This window comes from Methylobacterium sp. J-001, assembly GCF_022829565.1.
GTDB lineage: Bacteria > Pseudomonadota > Alphaproteobacteria > Rhizobiales > Beijerinckiaceae > Methylobacterium.
Genome location: NZ_JAKSYN010000200.1, coordinates 1 through 18,699, shown reverse-complemented (window position 1 = coordinate 18,699; position 18,699 = coordinate 1). Strand labels below are relative to the sequence as shown.

Sequence of the window (18,699 nt, the reverse complement as noted above, 5' to 3'; positions counted from 1 at the left end):
CGATGACCGAGAACCTGCCGTCCGTCTTTGCAGAAGCGCTGACCAAGCCCGAGCCGCCAGCCGCTTGGCCCGCGCCACTCGCGGCTCTCTGGTGGCTGGCCAAGGATGCAACGGAAACAGCGGACACCGCTGCCTGGGCACGGGCGCATGCCCTGGTCCAGGACGCCTCCGGGCCCGACGCCGCCTGGGTGCACGCGCACCTGCACCGGATCGAGGGCGATGCCGGCAATGCGCGTTACTGGTACGACCGCGCCGGCCGCTCCGTGTCGCGCGAGACGCTCGCTGAGGAGCGGACAGCTCTCACCGCCGCCCTGTCGAACGCCGGTTGAGCGCCAGTTGCCGCGTGGGCGGTACCGCGTCAGCCTTAGCCGACATCCTTCGACGCTTCATGAACGGCCGATGCGACACGCTGCCTTATTACTTATACTGACAATGCCTAACGGCCATGAATTTAATATCCGCCCGATATGCGGCTCGATTCCTACCCGACAGGATTGATTTTTCGGTATGATCCCCAATCCAGATGGGACGGAGCGTGTCATTTTTTTACGCTTTGAAAATCCGAAGCCTGTGCATTGCGCATTGACTACGTGGTCTTCGATACCCCACAGCGGCCAAATCTGATTATGGCTGGGGCCGTTGATTTCGGACCACAGGAAACGTGCTGTTTATCGTGATGAGCCTGAGCTGTTTAGTCTGCAGTGTGGGTCTGGCGGGTCTTTCCCTGCGCAACCCCGCGCGCGCCGTCGTCCTTGAACGCTGGAGCGGGATCTGCCTGGTGCTGGGCCTGTCTCTGCTCGGGATCGCGCTGCACGGTGCCCGCCTGTAGTCTCTGTCCCGGCGAGACCGATTCTCGGAACGCCTGAGCCGACAACCGGTTGACAGCCCGCCCGGCGCGCAGGTCGGGCCTTGATTATCGGAGCGGACCTATGAGCCTCCTCGGCAGCATCGTCGGCAAGATCCTTCATCCGTTCGGCGGCGGTTCCGCGGACGCCGCGCCGGCGTCCACGTCTGGCTCCTCGGGCGGCTCGGCCGGCTCGGGCACCGCGTCGGCCCCCGGAAGCGCCGGTGGCGGCGAGACCGTGGATGTGGCTGCCGTGCTCACCGGCCTTGCCGAGAAGAACCCGCAGAAGCTGGATTGGCGCAACTCCATCGTCGATCTGATGAAGCTGGTCGGCTTGGATTCGGGCTTGGCGTCGCGCAAGCAGCTCGCCGATGAGTTGCATTATACCGGCGACAAGGAGGATTCGGCCTCCATGAACATCTGGCTGCACAAGCAGGTGATGCAGAAGCTCGCCGAGAACGGCGGCAAGGTTCCGGAAGACCTAAAGAACTAAGGCCTTGAATGGGCCCGGCGCCTGATCGCGCCGGGCCTCGCTCAGCGACCGGTGCGGACCCGGGTCCAGAGCCGGGTTACGTAACGCTGGGTACGGTCGTCCCAGGCGGTGTTGATCGACAGGCGCTGCATCGTGGCCTCGTCCGGGTAGATCCCGGGATTGCTCAGGATGTCGGGCTTCACGAACTTCTTGGCCGCCAGGTTGCCGCTGGCATAGGCGACGAAGTTGCTGTTGGCGGCCGCCACCTCGGGCCGGAGCATGTAGTCGATGAAGGCCAGAGCCTCGGCCGGGTGAGCGGCATCCTTCGGAATCGCGAAGGTGTCGAACCACATCAGCGCGCCTTCCTTGGGCACGACGTAGGCGATTTCGATCCCGTTCTTGGCCTCCTCGGCCCGGCGCTTGGCCTGCATCACATCGCCCGAATAGCCGACCGCTACGCAGATATCGCCGTTGGCCAGAGCCTGAATGTATTCCGAGGCGTGGAACTTCCGCACGCTGCCCCGGACCTTGTAGAGCGCGTCGGTGACCAGGGTCAGGTCGTCCCAGCGCTTGGAATCGGCCTTCGCGCCGAACACCGGCAACATGCTCGGTATTAGATCCTCGGGCGAGTCCAGCATCATGATCCCGCAATCCTTGAGCTTGTTCGCGGACGCGGGATTGAGGACGACGGTCCAGGAATTCAGCGCCGCGTTGGCGCCGAGGCGCTCGCGGACGGCGGCGACGTTGTAGCCGATGCCGGTGGTGCCCCACATGTAATCGACCGCGTAGGTGTTGCCGGGGTCGTACACGGCCAGCCGGTTGGAGATCTCCGGCCAGAGGTTGCCGAGGTTCTTCAGCTTCGCCTTATCCAGGGGCAGGAAGGCGCCGGCGCGGATCAGCCGCTGCAGATAGGGACCGGACGGAACGACGATGTCGTAGCCCGACCGGCCGGCCAGCAGCTTGGTCTCCAAGATTTCGTTGTTGTCGTAGGTGTCGTAGACGACCTTGATCCCGGTCTCCCGGGTGAAGGCGTCGAGCACCTTCGGGTCGATATAGTCCGACCAGTTGTAGATGTTGACGATCCGCTCCTCAGCGGCTCGCACGGGCGCGGCGAGGGGAAACAGGGCTGCGAGCAGCATCCCCACCGCCAGACGAAAGCCGGTCCGCCCGCGCGACGCGAACCGGCACCGGGCCGGGACGAGGCGCCAGACCGATCGTTCGACCCGGCCCGTCCCGGCCCCGCTCACGCCTGCCTCGCGGCGACGACCACTATCTCGACCAGATATTGCGGATCGCACAGGCGCGCCTCGACGGTGGCGCGCGCCGGCGGGTGATCCTTCGATACCCAAGCATCCCAGGCTGCGTTCATTTCAGCGAAATGACCGATGTCGGCGAGGTAGATCGTTGCCGACAGGATGTGGTCCTTGTCGCTGCCGGCGACGGCGAGCAGCCGGTCGATCTGCACCAGAATGTTCTGGGTCTGGGCGGTCACCCCGGTGCCGACGGGATCGGACGCCACCTGGCCGGCAAGGTAGATGGTGTTTCCGTGAATGGCGCCCTGCGACATCCGCGTGCCCGGTTCGATCCGTTCGATGCTCATTCAAGTCTCCAGCCGGCGAAAGCCGGTATCTGCCGCGGCACCGGGCTGGCCGTAAAGGGCCGCGCGCCCACGCGTCGCGGGAACCACGGAAAATTCTCCCCTGCCTGTGCAGTTGCGAGCAACCGTGGCCGGCCGCCGTGCGTTCACACGGCATCGCTTGTCACGCCTTGGGGTTCGTCATGGGTATTCTCTGGACCATCATCATCGGGTTCCTCGCTGGAATCATCGCCAAGTTCCTCATGCCCGGACCGAACGAGCCGTCGGGCTTCATCCTGACGACCATTCTCGGCATCGTCGGCGCCTTCGTCGCGACCTTCCTGGGGCAGGCCATCGGCTGGTACGGACCGAACCAGGGCGCGGGCTTTATCGGGGCCATCGTCGGTGCCGTGGTTGTGCTCTTCATCTACGGTATGATCGCCGGTCGCCGCCGCACCACGATCTGATCAGTTCCTGAGGTCTGGAACGAGAAGGGGCGCCCCGCGGGGCGCCCCTTTTTTGTGGCTTGATGACCGGCTGATGGCGACGAGCCTTCAGAGGTGATCCGCAGCCGCCTTCACGGCGCAGTGGCCTGTGGCGCCGCGTACGGCAAGCCCGACTCCGACGACCAGCGCCAGCAGGCTGAGGATCTTGTTCGGCCGGGGCTGCGCGGCCGCCGCGGCGATCCCAAGGCCCAGCGCCACCGACACCGCCCGCTCCGTGGTGGTGAGGTTCGGTTGCCCGCTGAAGATGTCGTGGATCATTTCGTTGGCCATGAACGCTTTCCCGTTGTGAGGTCGCGGGGCGAACGCGGGGGCAGGATCGGCGTTCCCGCGGTCGCGCGCGGCCGAGGCGCGCGCGCCGCGCAGGAGGTTCGAAGAGCGCCTGCCGCTGCCAGGCCACGGCCGCCACGCGGGAAGGCCCCATCCGTATCGAGAGCCTGAGCGGGACGGACCGAACAGCCACTCGCTCAGGACTCAGACCGAAGGGGCTCGGCCCGGGATACGAAAAAGGCGCGGCCCTGATAGGATCGCGCCTCTCGCATCGCACCCGCACAGGCCGAGGCCTATGCTGGGTTCTGGTCTCGCTTATTCGCCAGCGGATTCGCGGCGGCGCTCACCACGATGGCGGCCGCCGTTATCCTCACGCCGGGGCTCACCGTCCCGGTCGCTGCGGCCGCTCGAATCCCGCTCGGCCTTCACCTTCTCGGTGATGTCCTCGCCGGTCTGCTGGTCGACGACGCGCATGGACAGGCGGATCTTGCCGCGATCGTCCTGACCAAGGAACTTCACCTTGACCTTGTCGCCTTCCTTGACGACGTCCGTCACCTTGGCGACCCGCTGAGCAGCGAGTTCCGAGATGTGGACGAGGCCATCCTTGGCGCCGAAGAAGTTCACGAAGGCGCCGAACTCCATGCACTTCACGATCGTGCCGTCGTAGATCATGCCGGTCTCGGGCTCGGCGACGATCGAGCGGATCCAGTTATAGGCCGCCTTGATCGCCTTACCGTCGGCCGAGGCGATCTTCACGATGCCGGTGTCCTCGATGTTGATCTTGGCGCCGGTCTTCTCGACGATCTCGCGGATCACCTTGCCGCCGGTGCCGATCACGTCGCGGATCTTGTCGGTCGGGATCTGCATCGTCTCGATGCGCGGCGCGTACTCGCCGAGTTCCGGCCGGGCATCGGTGAGGGCCTTGGCCATCTCCTGGAGGATGTGGGCGCGCCCGTCCTTCGCCTGATCGAGGGCGACCCGCATGATCTCCTCGGTGATGCCGGCGATCTTGATGTCCATCTGGAGCGAGGTCACGCCCTCGTCCGTGCCGGCCACCTTGAAGTCCATGTCGCCGAGGTGATCCTCGTCGCCCAGGATGTCGGACAGGACCGCGAAGCGCTCACCCTCGAGGATGAGGCCCATGGCGATGCCGGCCACCGGACGGCGCAGTGGCACGCCGGCATCCATCAGCGACAGTGAGCCGCCGCAGACGGAAGCCATCGAGGAGGAGCCGTTGGACTCGGTGATCTCGGACACGACGCGGATCGTGTACGGGAACTCATGCGCCGGCGGCAGAACCGGCCGGATCGCCCGCCACGCCAGCTTGCCGTGGCCGATCTCGCGACGACCCGGGGAGCCCATGCGGCCGGTCTCGCCCACCGAATAGGGAGGGAAGTTGTAGTGGAGCAGGAAGCGCTCCTTGTAGGTGCCATCGAGCGAGTCGATGAACTGCTCGTCCTCGCCGGTGCCGAGCGTGGCGACCACGAGGGCCTGGGTCTCACCGCGGGTGAACAGCGACGAGCCGTGGGCGCGGGGCAGAACGCCGACCTCGGAGACGATCGGGCGGACCGTCTTCAGGTCGCGGCCGTCGATGCGCGAGCCGGTGTCGAGCACGTTCCAGCGCACGACCTTGGACTGCGCCTCCTTGAAGGCGGCCTTGACCTTCTCGGCCGGGAACTTCTCGGCACCCTCGGAGCACAGAGCGGCCATCACCTTCGCCTTCACGGCGTCGACGGCGGCGTAGCGCTCCTGCTTGACGGTCTTGGTGTAGGCGGCGCGCAGCTCGGTCTCGCAGACCTCGAGGACGGCCTTCTCGACGTCGGCGTTCTCGGGGGCCTGGAAGTCGCGGGGCTCCTTGGCAGCCTTCTCGGCCAGGCGAATGATCGCCTCGATGACCGGCTGGAAATGCTTGTGGCCGAACATCACGGCACCGAGCATCACGTCCTCGGAAAGCTCCTTGGCCTCCGACTCGACCATCAGCACGGCGTCCTGGGTGCCGGCGACGACGAGGTCGAGGGACGATTCGTCCTTCGTCTCGGTGACCAGCGGGTTCAGCCGGTAGCCGCCGTTGATGTAACCGACGCGAGCGGCGCCGATCGGGCCCATGAACGGCACGCCCGACAGGGTCAGGGCGGCGGAGGCCGCGACCATCGACACGATGTCGGGATCGTTCTCGAGGTCGTGGGTCAGGACCGTGATGACGACCTGGGTGTCATTGCGCCAGCCATTGATGAACAGCGGGCGGATCGGGCGGTCGATCAGGCGGGAGACCAGGGTCTCCTTCTCGGAGGGACGGCCCTCGCGCTTGAAGTAGCCGCCCGGGATGCGGCCGGCAGCGTAGGCGCGCTCCTGGTAGTTCACGGTGAGCGGGAGGAAGTCGATGCCGGGCTTCGGCTCCTTGGTGGCGACCACCGTGGCGAGCACGGAGGTCTCACCGTAAGTGGCGAGCACCGCGCCGTCAGCCTGACGGGCGACCTTGCCGGTCTCGAGGACGAGCTTGCGGTCGCCCCACATCAGCTCTTCGCGTTGAACGTCGAACATTCTTGTCTCTTCCTTGCCTTCGGCGGGCCCGGCCCGGCGCCGTCGGGGGCAAGACGGCGAGACACTTCATCCGGCGAAGTGTCTCGCGATCCTGCCCCGACGCTGGCGCCTCGAAGCGGCCCGTTTTTCGAGCGGCCGGACCCATTCCGGCAGCCCGAGATCGTGAAACGCGGCTCCGAGCCGGGCTCGGAACCGCGCGTGGTCGGCCTTAGCGGCGGATACCGAGACGCTCGATGAGCGCGCGGTACCGGGCCTCGTCCTTGCGCTTGACGTAGTCGAGCAGCGAGCGGCGCTGCGAGACCATCTTCAGCAGGCCGCGGCGGGAATGGTTATCCTTGCCGTGAGTCTTGAAGTGGCCGGTGAGGTTGGTGATCCGCTCGGTGAGAATCGCGACCTGGACCTCGGGGGACCCGGTGTCCTTGGCGTCCTTGCGGTGTTCCTTGATGAGCGCGGTCTTGCGCTCTGCCGTGATCGACATCGCATGCCTTTCGGGTTGTGCTGGTCAGATGCGGCGCCCCGATCGGGGCGCTCGAGCTCGGCGTTCGGCCGGTGCCGGGATGTCGTCCAGCACGGTCACAGCGCCAAGCGGCTCAAGCCCCGCCCGGTAACCCGGGCCGAGGCTGCGTGATCCATACACGAAACCGCCGGATACACCAGCCCCGGGCCCCAGAGCCGCGCCGCGGGAACGGGCAGGACCCGCATGCTAGCCGGCGTCGCGGCGCCCCAGGCGTCGGTTGAGCCGATCTTGCACGTCATCAACCGCGCCGCCGAGGCGTACCGTCGGGCAACTGCGCCGGACTCGGCCGCACCTGGGATCTCCGCCGCCGCGAGGCCCTCGGTGCCTGCGTGCTATCGCTCGCCCTGAACCTCAGCGCCTCTTGGTCGTCCCGGTGACGGTCGACCGCTCGATCAGCGAATTCTTGCTCGGGCAGCTGGCGGCTCATCCCGAAGAGCGCTTCAGCGCCGTACGGGCGCAGGCCGTGTTCGAATCGGCCTATCTCGGAGAGTTCCGTCAGATCGCGCAGCGCCCGGCGGAACAGACCGCCTCCGGCGAGGTCGCTCTCGATGACGACGGCTACGTCGTCCCCCCGCAAGGCCACGCCTTTATGAAGTTGTCAGAAATCGTAGCCAAGATATTCCGATCCGATCCCAGAATGATCGAGAGCGGGCCGCGAACGCCGATGGGTTGCGCGTAGCATCAGCCAGCTCGTCTGGGCAGGTTCGCGGCAACCCGTGGATGGCGTTCCGACGTGAACGCCCCACGCCATCGCAACCATATCCGCGTTGCTGGCGATCAAGTCTTTTAACAAACGCATTGGATAAAGTATCCTCTGCACAGGTCGGCGAATCGCCCTGCCGCGCCATACTCCGGACTTGAGGCACTGTGACGAGATGCAAGGCATGCGACGTTGATCCACGATGTGTACCTGCGTGTTCCTCCGACGAGGCCGGACCGCATAGACGATGCATTACCCAAGCCTGACGCCCGTGGGGTCGAATGGGCTCTCGGAGGGGTCGGCTGCCTGATCGTCCTCTTGACTCCATTGGCTGTCCTGGCGTTGCCCCAATCGGACGTGGTGGCGGTCGTCAGTACGCCCGGCGGCGGCGCAGCAGATTCCATCCGGATCATCGCGAACGCGGGCGGGACGGTCCTGAACCGCGGCGGCCCGGACAACGTCCTCCTGGCCCACTCGGACCAGGCCGGCTTCGCCGGTCGCCTCTACGCAGCAGGAGCGCGCCTCGTCATCGACGGCCGCCTCTCCGACGGTTGCGGCCCCTCCACCACCTCGACGTCTTCGCCGACCGCCGTCACGGCCACGGCCCGGAACCCGACTCGATGAACCATCTCGACATCCTGCAGCGCCGCTTCGGCCGATTTCTGATCCCGCTCCTGTGGGCGCATGTCCTGTTGATCGGCGTCGTTGATGCCGTGCTGACGGCGAACTTTCCGGCTTTGGGGCCCGTGGTCGGCGCCATCGGCATTGCGGGCGTCACGACCACCCTGTGGCTGCGCGACCCGGTGAGCGCGGCGACCCGCATCGTGAGCGGCGTGGCCCTGGTGGGCATGGCCGCGCTGCTCCTGATCACGTTCGCCGGCCATCCCTGGCAAATCGACCTGCACATGTATTTCTTCGCCTGCCTGGCAATGCTGGCCGGATGGTGCGACTGGCGCGTGATTCTGGCGGCGGCGGCCGCGACAGCCGTCCATCATCTCACACTCGACCTGGCGATGCCGGCCCTGATCTTTCCGGGCGGGGCGAGCGATCTTGGCCGGGTGATCCTGCATGCCGCGATCGTGCTCATCGAAACCGGTATCCTGATCTGGGTTTGCCGGACCGTGGAAGAGTCCTTCCGGGCCCTCGCGGCCTCCGACGCGCAGACGCAGGCCCAACTCGCACGGGCGCTCGATCTGGAAAGCGAGGCCGCCACGACCCGGTCGGCGCTCGAACTAGAGCGCAAATCCGAGATGGAGCAGCTCGCGCGCGCATTCGAGACGTCTGTCGGCAGCATCCTCGATCACGTCGCCGCAGCGGCCGGCACCGTCGAGGCCGCCGCGGCTGGAATGGCGACGACGGCGACCACGACGGCGGATCGATCGCTGACGGTGGCGGCGGCCGTCGGAGAGACTGCCGTCAAGGTCCAGGGCGCGGCGGCGGCGGCCGAGGAACTGGGTTCGTCGATCGGCGAGATCGGCCGACAGGTCGACGTGTCGGCCGAGATGGCGCGCGAGGCCGCCGCACAGGCCGCCGCGGCGACGCCCCTGGTCAGCGAACTGCGCACGGCGGCCGAACGTATCGGCGACGTCGTGGCGCTGATCTCGAACATCGCCGGCCAGACCAACCTGCTCGCCCTCAATGCCACGATCGAGGCCGCACGAGCCGGGGAGGCGGGCCGCGGCTTCGCGGTGGTGGCTGCCGAGGTCAAGGAACTCGCCGAGCAGACGGCGCGCGCCACACAGGACATCGCCGCGCAGGTCCACCACATCCAGACCTCGACCGGACAGGCGGCCGCCGCCGTGGACGGCATCACCGTCCGGATCCGCGACATGAGCGGCGTCGCCACGGCGATCAATGCCGCGGTCGAGGAGCAGGGCGCCGCCACCCGGGAGATCCTGCGGAATGTCTCGGAAGCCGCCACGGATGCGAGTGACATCACCGCCACGCTCACGGACGTCACCGGCGACGTGCAGGTCACGGGGTCCGAGGCCGGCCGCGTCCTCGCCTCGGTCTCGGACCTGTCGCGGGAATTCGCCACCCTGCGCACCGAGGTCGGGCGCTTCCTGGCGTCCGTGCGCGCGGCCTGAAGCACCGGCTCGGATCTTGCTCGCTGGATCCCATCCGCATTATCCGGTGACCAAAGGCCGAGAACCACGACATGTCCGACACCGCCGCCATCGCCCGGATCGAGGATCCGGCGACCGGCAATCCCAGTCTCGCCCGGAGCCTCACCGCCCCGGGCCTGATCGCCATCGGGCTCGGCGCCACGATCGGCGCGGGCATCTTCGTTCTGACCGGAACCGCAGCGGCACAATATGCGGGGCCGGCACTCAGCCTGTCCTTCGTGATCGGCGGCATCGCCTGTGGCTTCGTCGGCCTGTGCTACGCCGAGCTCGCCGCCATGATCCCGGAGGCGGGCTCGACCTACACCTACACGCGGGCGTGCCTCGGCCTGCTCCCGGCCTGGATCATCGGCTGGGACCTCGTGCTCGAATTCGCCATGGCGGCGGCCACGGTGGCGGTCGGCTGGTCAGGCTACGCGCAGTCGCTCGCAGCGGATTTCGGCCTTAAGTTGCCTGCAGTTCTATCGGGAGCGCCGGGGGACGGCGGTCTGGTGAACCTGCCCGCCGTCGGCATCGTACTGTTGCTGACGGCGCTCCTGACCCGCTCGACCCGGGACGCCTCCCTGATCAACGGCCTGCTGGTCGCCTGCAAGGTTGCGATCATCCTGGCCTTTGTGGGCGTCGGCGTGGTCCATCTGCATCCGGAGCTGTGGCACCCGTTCGTCCCCGAGAATGCCGGCGCGTTCGGCACCTACGGCTGGAGCGGCGTGTTCCGCGGCGCCGCGGTGGTGTTCTTCGCCTTCATCGGCTTCGAGACCGTGGCAACCGCGGCGGGCGAGTGCCGGGCGCCCCAGCGCGACGCGCCGATCGGGCTGATCGGATCGCTGACGATCAGCACGGTCCTGTACGTGGCGGTGGCGGCGGTGCTCACCGGCCTCGTGCCCTATCGGGAGCTGGACGTCGCCGATCCGATCGCCAAGGCGATCGACCGCCTCGCGATGCCCGGGCTGGCGATCGTGATCAAGATCGGGGCCCTGATCGGGCTGACCACCTCGGCACTCACGGCGCTCTACGGGCAGGGCCGGATCTTCTTCGCCATGGCCCGGGACGGGCTGCTGCCCCCCCTGTTCTGCCGGGTCGATCCGGCGACCCGGGCACCGGTGGCGAGCCAAGTGGTGATCGGTCTGTTCACCGCGGCCGTAGCTGGGCTGGTGCCGATCGACATCCTGGGCGAGCTTGTCAGCATCGGCACGCTGCTGGCGTTCTGCTTGGTCTGCGGAATCGTGTTGATCCTGCGCCGGACGGAACCCGACCGGCCCCGGCCGTTCCGCGTACCGGCGGCGATCCCGATGGCCACGCTCGGCATCCTGTCATGCCTGGTTCTGATGGCCGCGTTGCCGGCCGATACCTGGATCCGGCTCGCGGTCTGGCTGGTGATCGGGTTGGCGATCTATGGCGGCTACGGAAGGCGCAACGCGCGGCTCACCCAAGCAGGTTGAGCGTGGCCCGGCTCACCGCGTCGATCGAAGCCTCGGCGCTGAGGTTCAGTTCGTAGTTCCGGATCACGCGCTGCAGGTCGGCCGATTCCAGCGCGACGTTGACGTTCGGCAGGCGGATATAGCCCTGGCGATCAGCCGCCACATTCGATGGATCGTAGCGCCGGCGGAAATCGCTCCCGTCGCGCACGATGCGGCCGACCGGTTCGCGCCCTCGGTCGACATCAACCGGCTGGAACACCGCGATCTTCCGGGCATAGGGCGTGCCGCCCGGATCAGCCGGGGCGGAATCGGCGTTCGCGATATTCTCGGAGATCGCCCGGATCTGACCGCTCTTGATCCGGCGGCCGTAGGCCAACGCGTCGGTGGCCGCCTTGAGGGGGCTGGTATCCGGCATGCGGGCGGGCTCGGTCGGCGCGGGGAGAGGCTGAACGATCCTCTACGAAACAGCCTTAAGCGAAGGTTAAGCCGCCCGGCCTGATAGGCTCACCGCCTCACGCAGGTCGCGGCTATCGGTGAGCCGCAGGCCCCTCCGGCGCAGGGAGGCCAGCAGCGCGCGGTCCGGAAACGAGCAATACGGCAGAACCTCGGTGCTCCGGCCCTCAGGGATTCGGTCCGTGCGGGCGATCTCGTCGAGCAACCGGTCGAGCATGCCGCGCCCATGCACATGCAGCGCCACGGCCGCCCGGGTGGCGGTGGTGTCGGCCGGGAGCGGTACAGCCTCCTGAGCCAGGATCGCCCCGGTATCGATCGTGGCCGCAAGCCGGTGCAGGGTCATGCCGAAGCTGCCGGGTCCGTCTGCCAGCGCATGGATTGTCGGCACCGGGCCACGATGGCGCGGCAGCAGCCCGGGATGACCGTTGATGCCGCCGAGACGTGCCAGTCCGATGGTCTCGGCCTTCAGGATCTGGTCGAAATGATAGGTCAGGATCAGGTCTGGCGCGGTCGCACGTAATCTCTGCGCGACCTCGGCGCCGTTCACATCGTCGACCGTCAGGGTCGGGATACCCAAGCGCCGGCACAGGGTTTTCAGGGGTGTCGATTCCGGCGCAGCGCCGCTGCCGGCTACAGCCTGGGTGAGGGGCGCCAGCGGCCGCAGCAAATCCGGCAGCCCAAAATTGACCGCGAGATACGGCAGGATCCCGGCGCCGGAGCGCGCGAGATGCCTGCGGACCTGGCCAGTCAGCCCCCCGCTCGACGGCCGCTCCGCGTTCGACAACCCGACGAAGGCGATATCGGCCCGGTGATCGGCCACGAACCGGCGCACCACCCGGGCATTGGGCAGCGCCTCCAGGACGAACAGCGCGATCCGGGCGCGGGCCATCAGCGGCGCGGCCGGCGCTGGAAGCGGAAGGCGTAGAGGCCGGCCCGGCGGATGCTCTCCGGCAGGAGCAGCACGGTCCGCGCGAGCGCCGCCAGGACGAACGGGAAGGCGATGACATCGCGATCCTTGGCAATACCCTTGACGATGTGCTGGGCCGCTTCCTCGGCGCTCATCTCCAGGGGCCGCCAGCCCTTCAGCTCGCCGCCCATCGGGGTCTTCACGTAGCCCGGGGCCACGACGTTGACCTTCACGCCGCGCGGCCCGACCTTCTGCCGGAGTGCCAGCCCGTGGGCGACCAGGGCGGCTTTGGCCCCGCTATAGGCCGGGGCATCCTGAAGCGGCGCGTAGGCTGCCAGCGAGGACATCAGCACGATCTGCCCGCGTCCGCGCTTGAGCATCAGGCTCAGGGTCGGCAGCACGATGTTGAGCGAGCCGGTATAGTTGATATCGGCGGTCTCGAACGCCGTCTCCTCGGGCTCGACTTCGCCCTTCTGGTTGCCGCCGTTCACCGCGGCATTGGCGATGACGAGGTCGAGGGGCTGGGCGGCGTCGGCTTTGTGGATCAGGTCGATCGCGGCGGCCCGGTCCCGGGTATCGAGGCGCACGGCCTCGACGGCGGCACCGCTGGCCCGGCAATCCCGGGCCACGGCTTCCAGGCGATCGGTATTGCGTCCGATGAGGACGAGGCTCACGTCGGCACGTGCGTAATGGCGTGCGAGCGCAGCGCCGATACCGCTCGACGCGCCAGTGATCAGAATGCGGGGCATGACGCGGGTGCTACGCCGCGGAGCACGCAAAGATCAAGACCGGGAAGGGCTCATCGGCGACTTAAAGGCTCGCGCGACGCCCGAAACTGTCAGCAGAACGCGACAGGTTTCCTGTCACGCTTCAATAGACAGGCGCGAGCTGCCCGTCACTCTCGCCACCCTCGCGGATCGCCCGCGCGGCAGCCAGCATCGCGTCGGGGAGCGCCGATTCCATCCGCGGCACCGAGCCGGCCACGGCGCGCTCGATCGCCCCCTTCGAGAAGAAGCCGCCGTTGACCTGCGTCCGGTGCAGCACGACCCGGCGGAAGTCAGCCATCAGGCCCATGTCCGGCGGGGTCGGGTTCGTCCAGAACCCGTCGAGGTCGCCTTGATGGGTCAAACCGGCCATGTTGTAGATCGCGGTGCCGACCGCGTGGGTCGGGCGGCCCATCTCGAGGGATAGCATCCCCACCGTCGAATTCACGATGACGACGCCGCGGGCGCCCTTGATCAGGGCCGGGAGGTCGCCGCCGTCGATGAAATCGAGGCGGTCGCTGACGCCATGCCGCCGGGCCGAGGCTCGGGCGAACTTGCGCCAGTTGATCAGGCCGCTATCCAGCGGATGCAGCTTCACCAGAAGCCGCGTCGGCGCCGAGGAGGCATCCGCGAAGGACTTGATCACCCGGTCCATGAATCCCTCGACCCCGAGGAACGGCGAGTGGACCCGGATCTGGTAGTCGCTGTCGAGCTGGAGTGGCAGCAGGAAGTAGTCGCAGCCGACCGCGCGGTAGATCTCGTCGCAGCGGGCAGCCTCCCGGCGGGTATGGGCGCGCCGGGTGAACTTCTTGATCCAGCCGGCATACTCGGCCGCGATGTGGGTCGGCCGGTGGCTGCGGAAATGCGGGAAGAGATAAGGGAACGCAATGTTGGCGACGTTGTAGCTGACGTCCCAAACGCTGCGGCGGGCCATGTCGCCCGTGGAGGGCATCGCCCGGCCCGGCTGGGGCAGGCGTCGCGCCAGGGCGCGGACTTCTGCGGCCGTACGCGGCAGCGACGAGAAACCGTTTACCCCGCCGAGCTCACAGGTGATCCAGTTGGGTCGGATATAGCCTTCCTCGAACACGTGAACCCGGAGCCCTCGAACCTCAGCGATCATCCGGGCCGCCCGGTGAAACGGCCGGCAATCGCCGAACAGCACGATGTCGGTGACGGCTTCACGGTCGAGATAGGATTCGAGATACGTGCCCCAGGCCTCGCGGCGACCGCGGTAATTGTCGGCCTTGCCGTTCCAGAACAGCCAGTCGCCGGGGCACAGGTTGATACGCCGGACCTCGTGTCCCCGCGCACGCAGGGCCTTGCCGAGATCGGAGAAGAACGGGGAAGCGATGCCCTGCAGGAACAGAAAGGTCGCGGGGCGGTCGCGGAGGGCGTCGGGGGCGGTCTTTTGCATTCCGCGGCGCTTCTATCCTTGACCCTCGGCCGGACGGAGCCGCACCGGAAAGACTGACCTGAGGTGGCACGCCTCGGCGCGAGCCGGCAATCCGAAGCTACGTCGCAGGACGGCGTTTCCGCTCCGGCGTGGCCCGTCTGCAACGGTCGCACTTTCGCGGCCACCAGACGGATTGAAGGGGCAATCACGGCGACGATATGTCCAAATCCTTTCCACGACGTGACGCTTTGGCGAAACCGCAGCGCTCGTCCCCGCGTCGCCGGCCATCCCATGCCGGGTAAAATGCGCTACACGGCGGCCCGAACGACTCAGACGAGCGGAGCCAGGCGCCCCATCATGTCCCTTGAACCGACCCCGTCGCTCTACGCGACCGGCCGGACGATCCGCCGCCTGCAGGTGGAGATCGAGGCCGCGACGGGCTTCGCCTTCGGTCGAGCGCGGCCAGGCGCAGTCGGTGCCGTGTGGGGATCGGGAAGCCTGCCCGCGCGCCTGCTTGCGCTGGCCGGAGGGCGTCGGCTCACGGTCGCGCCGGGTCCGCTGCTCAGCCCGTACGACAGGCCGGAGACCGGGTTCGCGTCCTTGCGGCTCACCCTCGACGGCAAGCCGCTCGGCGGAGAGCGCGGCATCCACTATCTCGATCCCTGGACACGTCAGCCGATCGGTCGCGAGGCCTGCGCCGAGCACGTGGCCTGGCTCGCCGCGCGGTTCGCCGAGAACGACCGGCGCGTTGTCTATGTGGGTATGTCGCGCTGGAAGCGGCCGGCCCTCGACGTACTCGGCACCGGACCGGCCGGCCCCCCGGTCCATACCATGACGGCCGAGGCCGCGGTCGCGGCCGGACAGCGCCATCAAGGGCGGATCCTCGCCTGGGCGACCCGGGCGCCGGGCAAGCTGGAAGACGCCTGCACGCAGGCCGGCCTGCCGCTCGCCCGGGTGGAGGACGGCTTCCTGCGCTCGGTCGGTCTCGGGGCGAGTCTGCAGCCCGGCGCCTCCATCGTGGTCGACGATCTCGGCATCTACTACGACCCGCGCCGGGAGAGCCGCCTGCAGCGGCTGCTGGCCGAGGCCGCGTTCCCGCCCGAGCTGGTGAGCCGGGCCAAGCGCCTGCGCGAGGAGGTCGTGGCGCGCCGCCTCAGCAAGTACAATGTCGGCCTCGATGCCACCGCTCTCGACTGGCCGTCCGGCCGGAGGATCGTGCTGGTGCCGGGACAGGTGGAGGACGATGCCTCGGTGCAGCACGGCTCGCCGCTGGTCCGCTCGAACCGGGCGCTGCTGGAGGCCGCGCGGCGGCGCAACCCCGACGCCTTCCTGCTCTACAAGCCCCACCCCGATGTCGAAGCCGGGTTCCGCCCCGGCATCATCCCGGAGGCGGAGGCATTGACTCTCGCCGACCGGATCGTGGGCGGCCTCAGCATCGTCGATCTGCTCGACAGGGTGCACCACGTCGAGACCATGACATCGCTCGCAGGCTTCGAGGCGCTGATCCGCGGACTGAGCGTGGCGACCCACGGACGCCCGTTCTACTCGGGCTGGAGCCTCTCGGAGGATCTGGCGCCCGGGGCCGACCGTGGCCGCAGGCTCACGCTCGACGAGTTGGTGGCCGGCGCGATGATCCTCTATTCGCGCTACCTCGATCCCGTGGCGATGAAGCCATGCAGTCCGGAGCAACTCTTGGATCGGCTCAGCGCCGCCCGGGAAGCCGCCCCACGCAACGCGCTCTCGCTCGGCCGAACCGCCCATCTCGTCATGCGGGCGCGCTACGGCCTGTTCAACCCGATCGTGCGGGCGCTCCGCAACCGCCGCGGCGTCGGCCGCGAGACCAGGCCGCGCTAGGGCAGGGGCGCAATCGTGGCATCCGGTTTCTCGGGCTTTTCGCGCACCGCCCAAGGTAGGGAGCGCGCTCCCGTCGCCGTGGGCGAGGCGAGAAGCCATCAGCCCACGCTCCGGAAAACGCCGCGAAGCCTCTGTACGTCCCGCGTTTTCCGTGCCCGGTCCCAGCTCGTATCGACCGCCCGCACGCGCAAGCCACATCGAGTTCCCGCATTGTGACGACGTTCCTCACCGCCGCCAGCCTCGCGCTCGCCATCTGCCTCGCCCTTGAATTCTTCGTCGGCGATTCGCTCACCCGGGCGAGCTTGGCCACGCGCGATCTCGCCCTGCGGCTGCTCGGCTACCTGCTGATCCTGCTGTTCTGGTTCGTCTTCTCGTGGCGGCCCTGGCTCGCCGGCCTGACCTGCGTCGTCTCGGTCGCGGCGCTGATCTATGTCAGCCGGGCCAAGCGCTCGGTGATCGGCGAGCCACTCCTGTTCAGTGATTTCGTCCTGCTGCCGCAGGTGCCGCGCCATCCGCAGCTCTACTACATCCCGCCGCTCTGGGATCCGCGCATTTCGGTCCCCGTGATTCTGACGGTGATCGCGACGGTAATCTGGTACCGGACCGAGCCCAGCGTCCTGCCGGATGCGCCGATCCCGCGCGTCGCGGCGATGCTCGGCTTGCCGCTGGCCCTCTGGCTTCTGTTCCGCGCTGCGTCCAGGCCGCCGTTGGCGGGGCTGATCGCGCGCTGGTTCCCCGAACCCGACCTGGAGGCGGATGTCGCCCGGGTCGGCCTGCCGGCGAGCCTGCTCGGCTACACGGCCCGGGCGCTGGCGGGCAGCGCACCGGTGCCGGAGGTTCCGACGCTGCCCTCCGGCCCGGGCGACGACGTGGTCGTGGTGATCCAGCTCGAATCGTTCATCGACCCGGAGCGCCTCGGCGGCCCGGCGCTGCCGGCGATGGAGGTGTTCCGCACCCGGGCCGCGCAATACGGCCGCCTCCGGGTCCCGGCCCACGGCGCCTACACGATGCGCAGCGAGCACGCCGTGCTCACCGGCCGGCCCTCGGACAGCCTCGGCTTCGGTCGTTACGATCCCTACACGTCCCGGAGCGGCGACGAGCCGACCAGCCTGGCCCGGCTGGCCCGGAGCCGGGGCTACGAGACCCTCTTCCTGCACCCGTTTCACCGGGATTTCTTCCGCCGGGCAAAGGTGATGCAGGCCTTCGGCTTCACCGACCTGGTGATGGGCGAATCGTTCGAGGCAGCCCCCCGGGTCGGACCCTATGTCGGCGACGTGGCGCTGGGCGAGCGCCTGATCGACGAGGTCCGAGGCCGACGCACGCCGCTGTTCCTGTTCTGCGTCACGATGGAGAATCACGGGCCGTGGAAGCCCGGGCGCCTGCCTGGGATCGATGCCCCGGAGGCGCAGTATCTCCACCACGTCGTCAATACCGGACGTATGGTCCAGAATCTGGTCGCCGGACTCGACGGTTTGGCCCGCGACCGCGGCCAGTCCATCACCCTCTGCGTGTTCGGCGACCACGCACCTTCACTGCCGACCTGCAAGCCGGGCTTCGGTGGCCAAGCGACCGATTATGCCGTGTTCCGATTCGGCGGAGAGCCGGTGCCGCCGCGGCGCCTGGACATCACCGCAGACGCCCTTGGGCGCGATCTGCGCTCCGCCCTGGCCAGCACACTTGCGGACATGCCGGCAACGACGCGATAAGGTTAAGCTTGACCGTATCAAGCTCGGCAGTGCCACGCTGGTGACGCATTGCGACCGGATAGCAATGCTGTCCGAGAAGCGGGTTCCGCGAGGAGTCCGCACGTTTGACGCGGCCGTTAAAGCGATCGCAGCGTTTGGCGGTCACCATGGATGTCCCGGTCCGAGCCAGCGATGGCGCGGAGGCCGGCGAGGAGAAGTCTCTGTGATGCTGCGTAACACGGCGCGTTCGGCGCTGATGGCCGCCCTCGCGGCAGGGTCCATCGGCGGCTGCACATATCTGCCCGCGGCGGGTCCGACGGCGAGCGCGATCGAGGCGGGCGCGGAAGTCGCCACCGCCGACGGGGGCGTGCTCGCCCGCTACGAGATCATCGACGTCACCCCATCCGTGATCGAGGCCCTGCGCGGACGCCCCCTCGACAGCCTGCTCGCCTCCTTCGGCGACCACCGCCCGTCCACGGAGCCGGTGATCGGCATCGGCGACATGGTCTCGGTCTCGGTCTGGGAAGCCGGATCCGGCGGCCTGTTCTCCGGGCCGCTGGTCGCCGACCGGTTCTCCGCCGGCTCCAAATCCGCCCTCATCCCCGAGCAGCCGGTCGGCCGCGACGGCGCGATCTCGGTGCCCTATGCCGGGCGCATCAAGGTCGCCGGACGCCGGCCC

20 protein-coding genes are annotated in these 18,699 nt (G+C 68.1%); 11 read left to right on the top strand and 9 right to left on the bottom strand.

Annotated elements, in window-relative coordinates; genetic code table 11:
- Window positions 1-2: 2 nt before the first annotated feature.
- The 3 genes from MKK65_RS24420 (at window position 3) to MKK65_RS24410 (ending at window position 1,337) form a co-directional block, all read left to right on the top strand.
- On the top strand, window positions 3-329 hold the full coding sequence (locus MKK65_RS24420; protein WP_243960565.1) for a hypothetical protein: 327 nt from the start codon (window positions 3-5) through the stop codon (window positions 327-329).
- Between the two features lie 332 nt (window positions 330-661).
- Entirely contained in the window at window positions 662-829 is a 168-nt protein-coding gene (locus MKK65_RS24415; RefSeq protein WP_160329310.1) for a hypothetical protein, read from the top strand.
- Between the two features lie 100 nt (window positions 830-929).
- Window positions 930-1,337: a DUF3597 domain-containing protein gene (locus tag MKK65_RS24410; RefSeq protein ID WP_243960564.1), complete on the top strand. Its 408-nt coding sequence runs from the start codon at window positions 930-932 to the stop codon at window positions 1,335-1,337.
- A 41-nt stretch (window positions 1,338-1,378) separates the two neighbouring features.
- Here MKK65_RS24410 and MKK65_RS24405 read toward each other — a convergent pair whose 3' ends face one another.
- Both MKK65_RS24405 and MKK65_RS24400 read right to left on the bottom strand, forming a co-directional pair.
- Window positions 1,379-2,455 carry a polyamine ABC transporter substrate-binding protein gene (locus tag MKK65_RS24405; RefSeq protein ID WP_243960987.1) on the bottom strand — a complete coding sequence of 359 codons (1,077 nt, stop codon included), beginning with the start codon at window positions 2,453-2,455 and terminating at the stop codon, window positions 1,379-1,381.
- 104 nt (window positions 2,456-2,559) lie between these two features.
- Entirely contained in the window at window positions 2,560-2,916 is a 357-nt protein-coding gene (locus tag MKK65_RS24400; protein ID WP_058191122.1) for a RidA family protein, read from the bottom strand.
- Window positions 2,917-3,095: 179 nt separating this feature from the next.
- Between MKK65_RS24400 and MKK65_RS24395 the strand changes: the two genes are divergently transcribed.
- The gene (locus MKK65_RS24395; RefSeq protein ID WP_147909286.1) at window positions 3,096-3,359 is read left to right on the top strand and encodes a GlsB/YeaQ/YmgE family stress response membrane protein; all 264 of its coding nucleotides are present in this window, start codon (window positions 3,096-3,098) and stop codon (window positions 3,357-3,359) included.
- Window positions 3,360-3,446: 87 nt separating this feature from the next.
- On the opposite strand, the gene MKK65_RS24390 is transcribed toward MKK65_RS24395, so the two are convergent.
- From MKK65_RS24390 to rpsO, 3 genes are all read right to left on the bottom strand, one after another.
- Window positions 3,447-3,668, bottom strand: coding sequence for a YgaP-like transmembrane domain (locus tag MKK65_RS24390; RefSeq protein WP_007560132.1), 222 nt, complete (start codon window positions 3,666-3,668; stop codon window positions 3,447-3,449).
- Between the two features lie 312 nt (window positions 3,669-3,980).
- Window positions 3,981-6,206 (bottom strand): polyribonucleotide nucleotidyltransferase, encoded by a 2,226-nt coding sequence (gene pnp, locus MKK65_RS24385; RefSeq protein WP_058191124.1) that lies wholly within the window; start codon window positions 6,204-6,206, stop codon window positions 3,981-3,983.
- A gap of 208 nt (window positions 6,207-6,414) precedes the next feature.
- Window positions 6,415-6,684, bottom strand: a complete 270-nt coding sequence (gene rpsO, locus MKK65_RS24380; RefSeq protein ID WP_007560136.1) for a 30S ribosomal protein S15 — start codon at window positions 6,682-6,684, stop codon at window positions 6,415-6,417.
- Window positions 6,685-7,096: 412 nt separating this feature from the next.
- Here rpsO and MKK65_RS24375 point away from each other — a divergent pair, with 412 nt between their 5' ends.
- The 4 genes from MKK65_RS24375 (at window position 7,097) to MKK65_RS24360 (ending at window position 10,985) form a co-directional block, all read left to right on the top strand.
- The gene (locus MKK65_RS24375; protein ID WP_243960563.1) at window positions 7,097-7,402 is read left to right on the top strand and encodes a hypothetical protein; all 306 of its coding nucleotides are present in this window, start codon (window positions 7,097-7,099) and stop codon (window positions 7,400-7,402) included.
- A gap of 339 nt (window positions 7,403-7,741) precedes the next feature.
- Window positions 7,742-8,047, top strand: a complete 306-nt coding sequence (locus MKK65_RS24370; RefSeq protein WP_243960562.1) for a hypothetical protein — start codon at window positions 7,742-7,744, stop codon at window positions 8,045-8,047.
- Window positions 8,044-9,510 carry a methyl-accepting chemotaxis protein gene (locus tag MKK65_RS24365; RefSeq protein WP_243960561.1) on the top strand — a complete coding sequence of 489 codons (1,467 nt, stop codon included), beginning with the start codon at window positions 8,044-8,046 and terminating at the stop codon, window positions 9,508-9,510. The genes MKK65_RS24370 and MKK65_RS24365 overlap by 4 nt, the downstream gene beginning before the upstream one ends.
- 71 nt (window positions 9,511-9,581) lie before the next feature.
- Window positions 9,582-10,985 (top strand): amino acid permease, encoded by a 1,404-nt coding sequence (locus MKK65_RS24360; RefSeq protein WP_243960560.1) that lies wholly within the window; start codon window positions 9,582-9,584, stop codon window positions 10,983-10,985.
- On the opposite strand, the gene MKK65_RS24355 is transcribed toward MKK65_RS24360, so the two are convergent.
- The 4 genes from MKK65_RS24355 to MKK65_RS24340 form a co-directional block, all read right to left on the bottom strand.
- Complete coding sequence (locus MKK65_RS24355) at window positions 10,969-11,379, bottom strand: flagellar biosynthesis protein FlgC (RefSeq protein WP_243960559.1); 411 nt, start codon at window positions 11,377-11,379, stop codon at window positions 10,969-10,971. The two genes, MKK65_RS24360 and MKK65_RS24355, sit on opposite strands and share 17 nt — an antisense overlap.
- 66 nt (window positions 11,380-11,445) lie before the next feature.
- Complete coding sequence (locus MKK65_RS24350; protein ID WP_243960558.1) at window positions 11,446-12,306, bottom strand: formyltransferase family protein; 861 nt, start codon at window positions 12,304-12,306, stop codon at window positions 11,446-11,448.
- The gene (locus tag MKK65_RS24345; RefSeq protein ID WP_243960557.1) at window positions 12,306-13,073 is read right to left on the bottom strand and encodes an SDR family NAD(P)-dependent oxidoreductase; all 768 of its coding nucleotides are present in this window, start codon (window positions 13,071-13,073) and stop codon (window positions 12,306-12,308) included. The genes MKK65_RS24350 and MKK65_RS24345 overlap by 1 nt, the downstream gene beginning before the upstream one ends.
- A gap of 121 nt (window positions 13,074-13,194) precedes the next feature.
- Complete coding sequence (locus tag MKK65_RS24340; RefSeq protein WP_243960556.1) at window positions 13,195-14,502, bottom strand: capsule biosynthesis protein; 1,308 nt, start codon at window positions 14,500-14,502, stop codon at window positions 13,195-13,197.
- A 336-nt stretch (window positions 14,503-14,838) separates the two neighbouring features.
- Here MKK65_RS24340 and MKK65_RS24335 point away from each other — a divergent pair, with 336 nt between their 5' ends.
- From MKK65_RS24335 to MKK65_RS24325, 3 genes are all read left to right on the top strand, one after another.
- Complete coding sequence (locus MKK65_RS24335) at window positions 14,839-16,335, top strand: capsular biosynthesis protein (protein WP_243960555.1); 1,497 nt, start codon at window positions 14,839-14,841, stop codon at window positions 16,333-16,335.
- Window positions 16,336-16,547: 212 nt separating this feature from the next.
- Complete coding sequence (locus MKK65_RS24330; RefSeq protein ID WP_243960554.1) at window positions 16,548-18,041, top strand: LTA synthase family protein; 1,494 nt, start codon at window positions 16,548-16,550, stop codon at window positions 18,039-18,041.
- A 205-nt stretch (window positions 18,042-18,246) separates the two neighbouring features.
- Window positions 18,247-18,699 (top strand): polysaccharide biosynthesis/export family protein (locus MKK65_RS24325; RefSeq protein ID WP_243960553.1); only part of this gene is annotated, 453 nt, incomplete at its 3' end.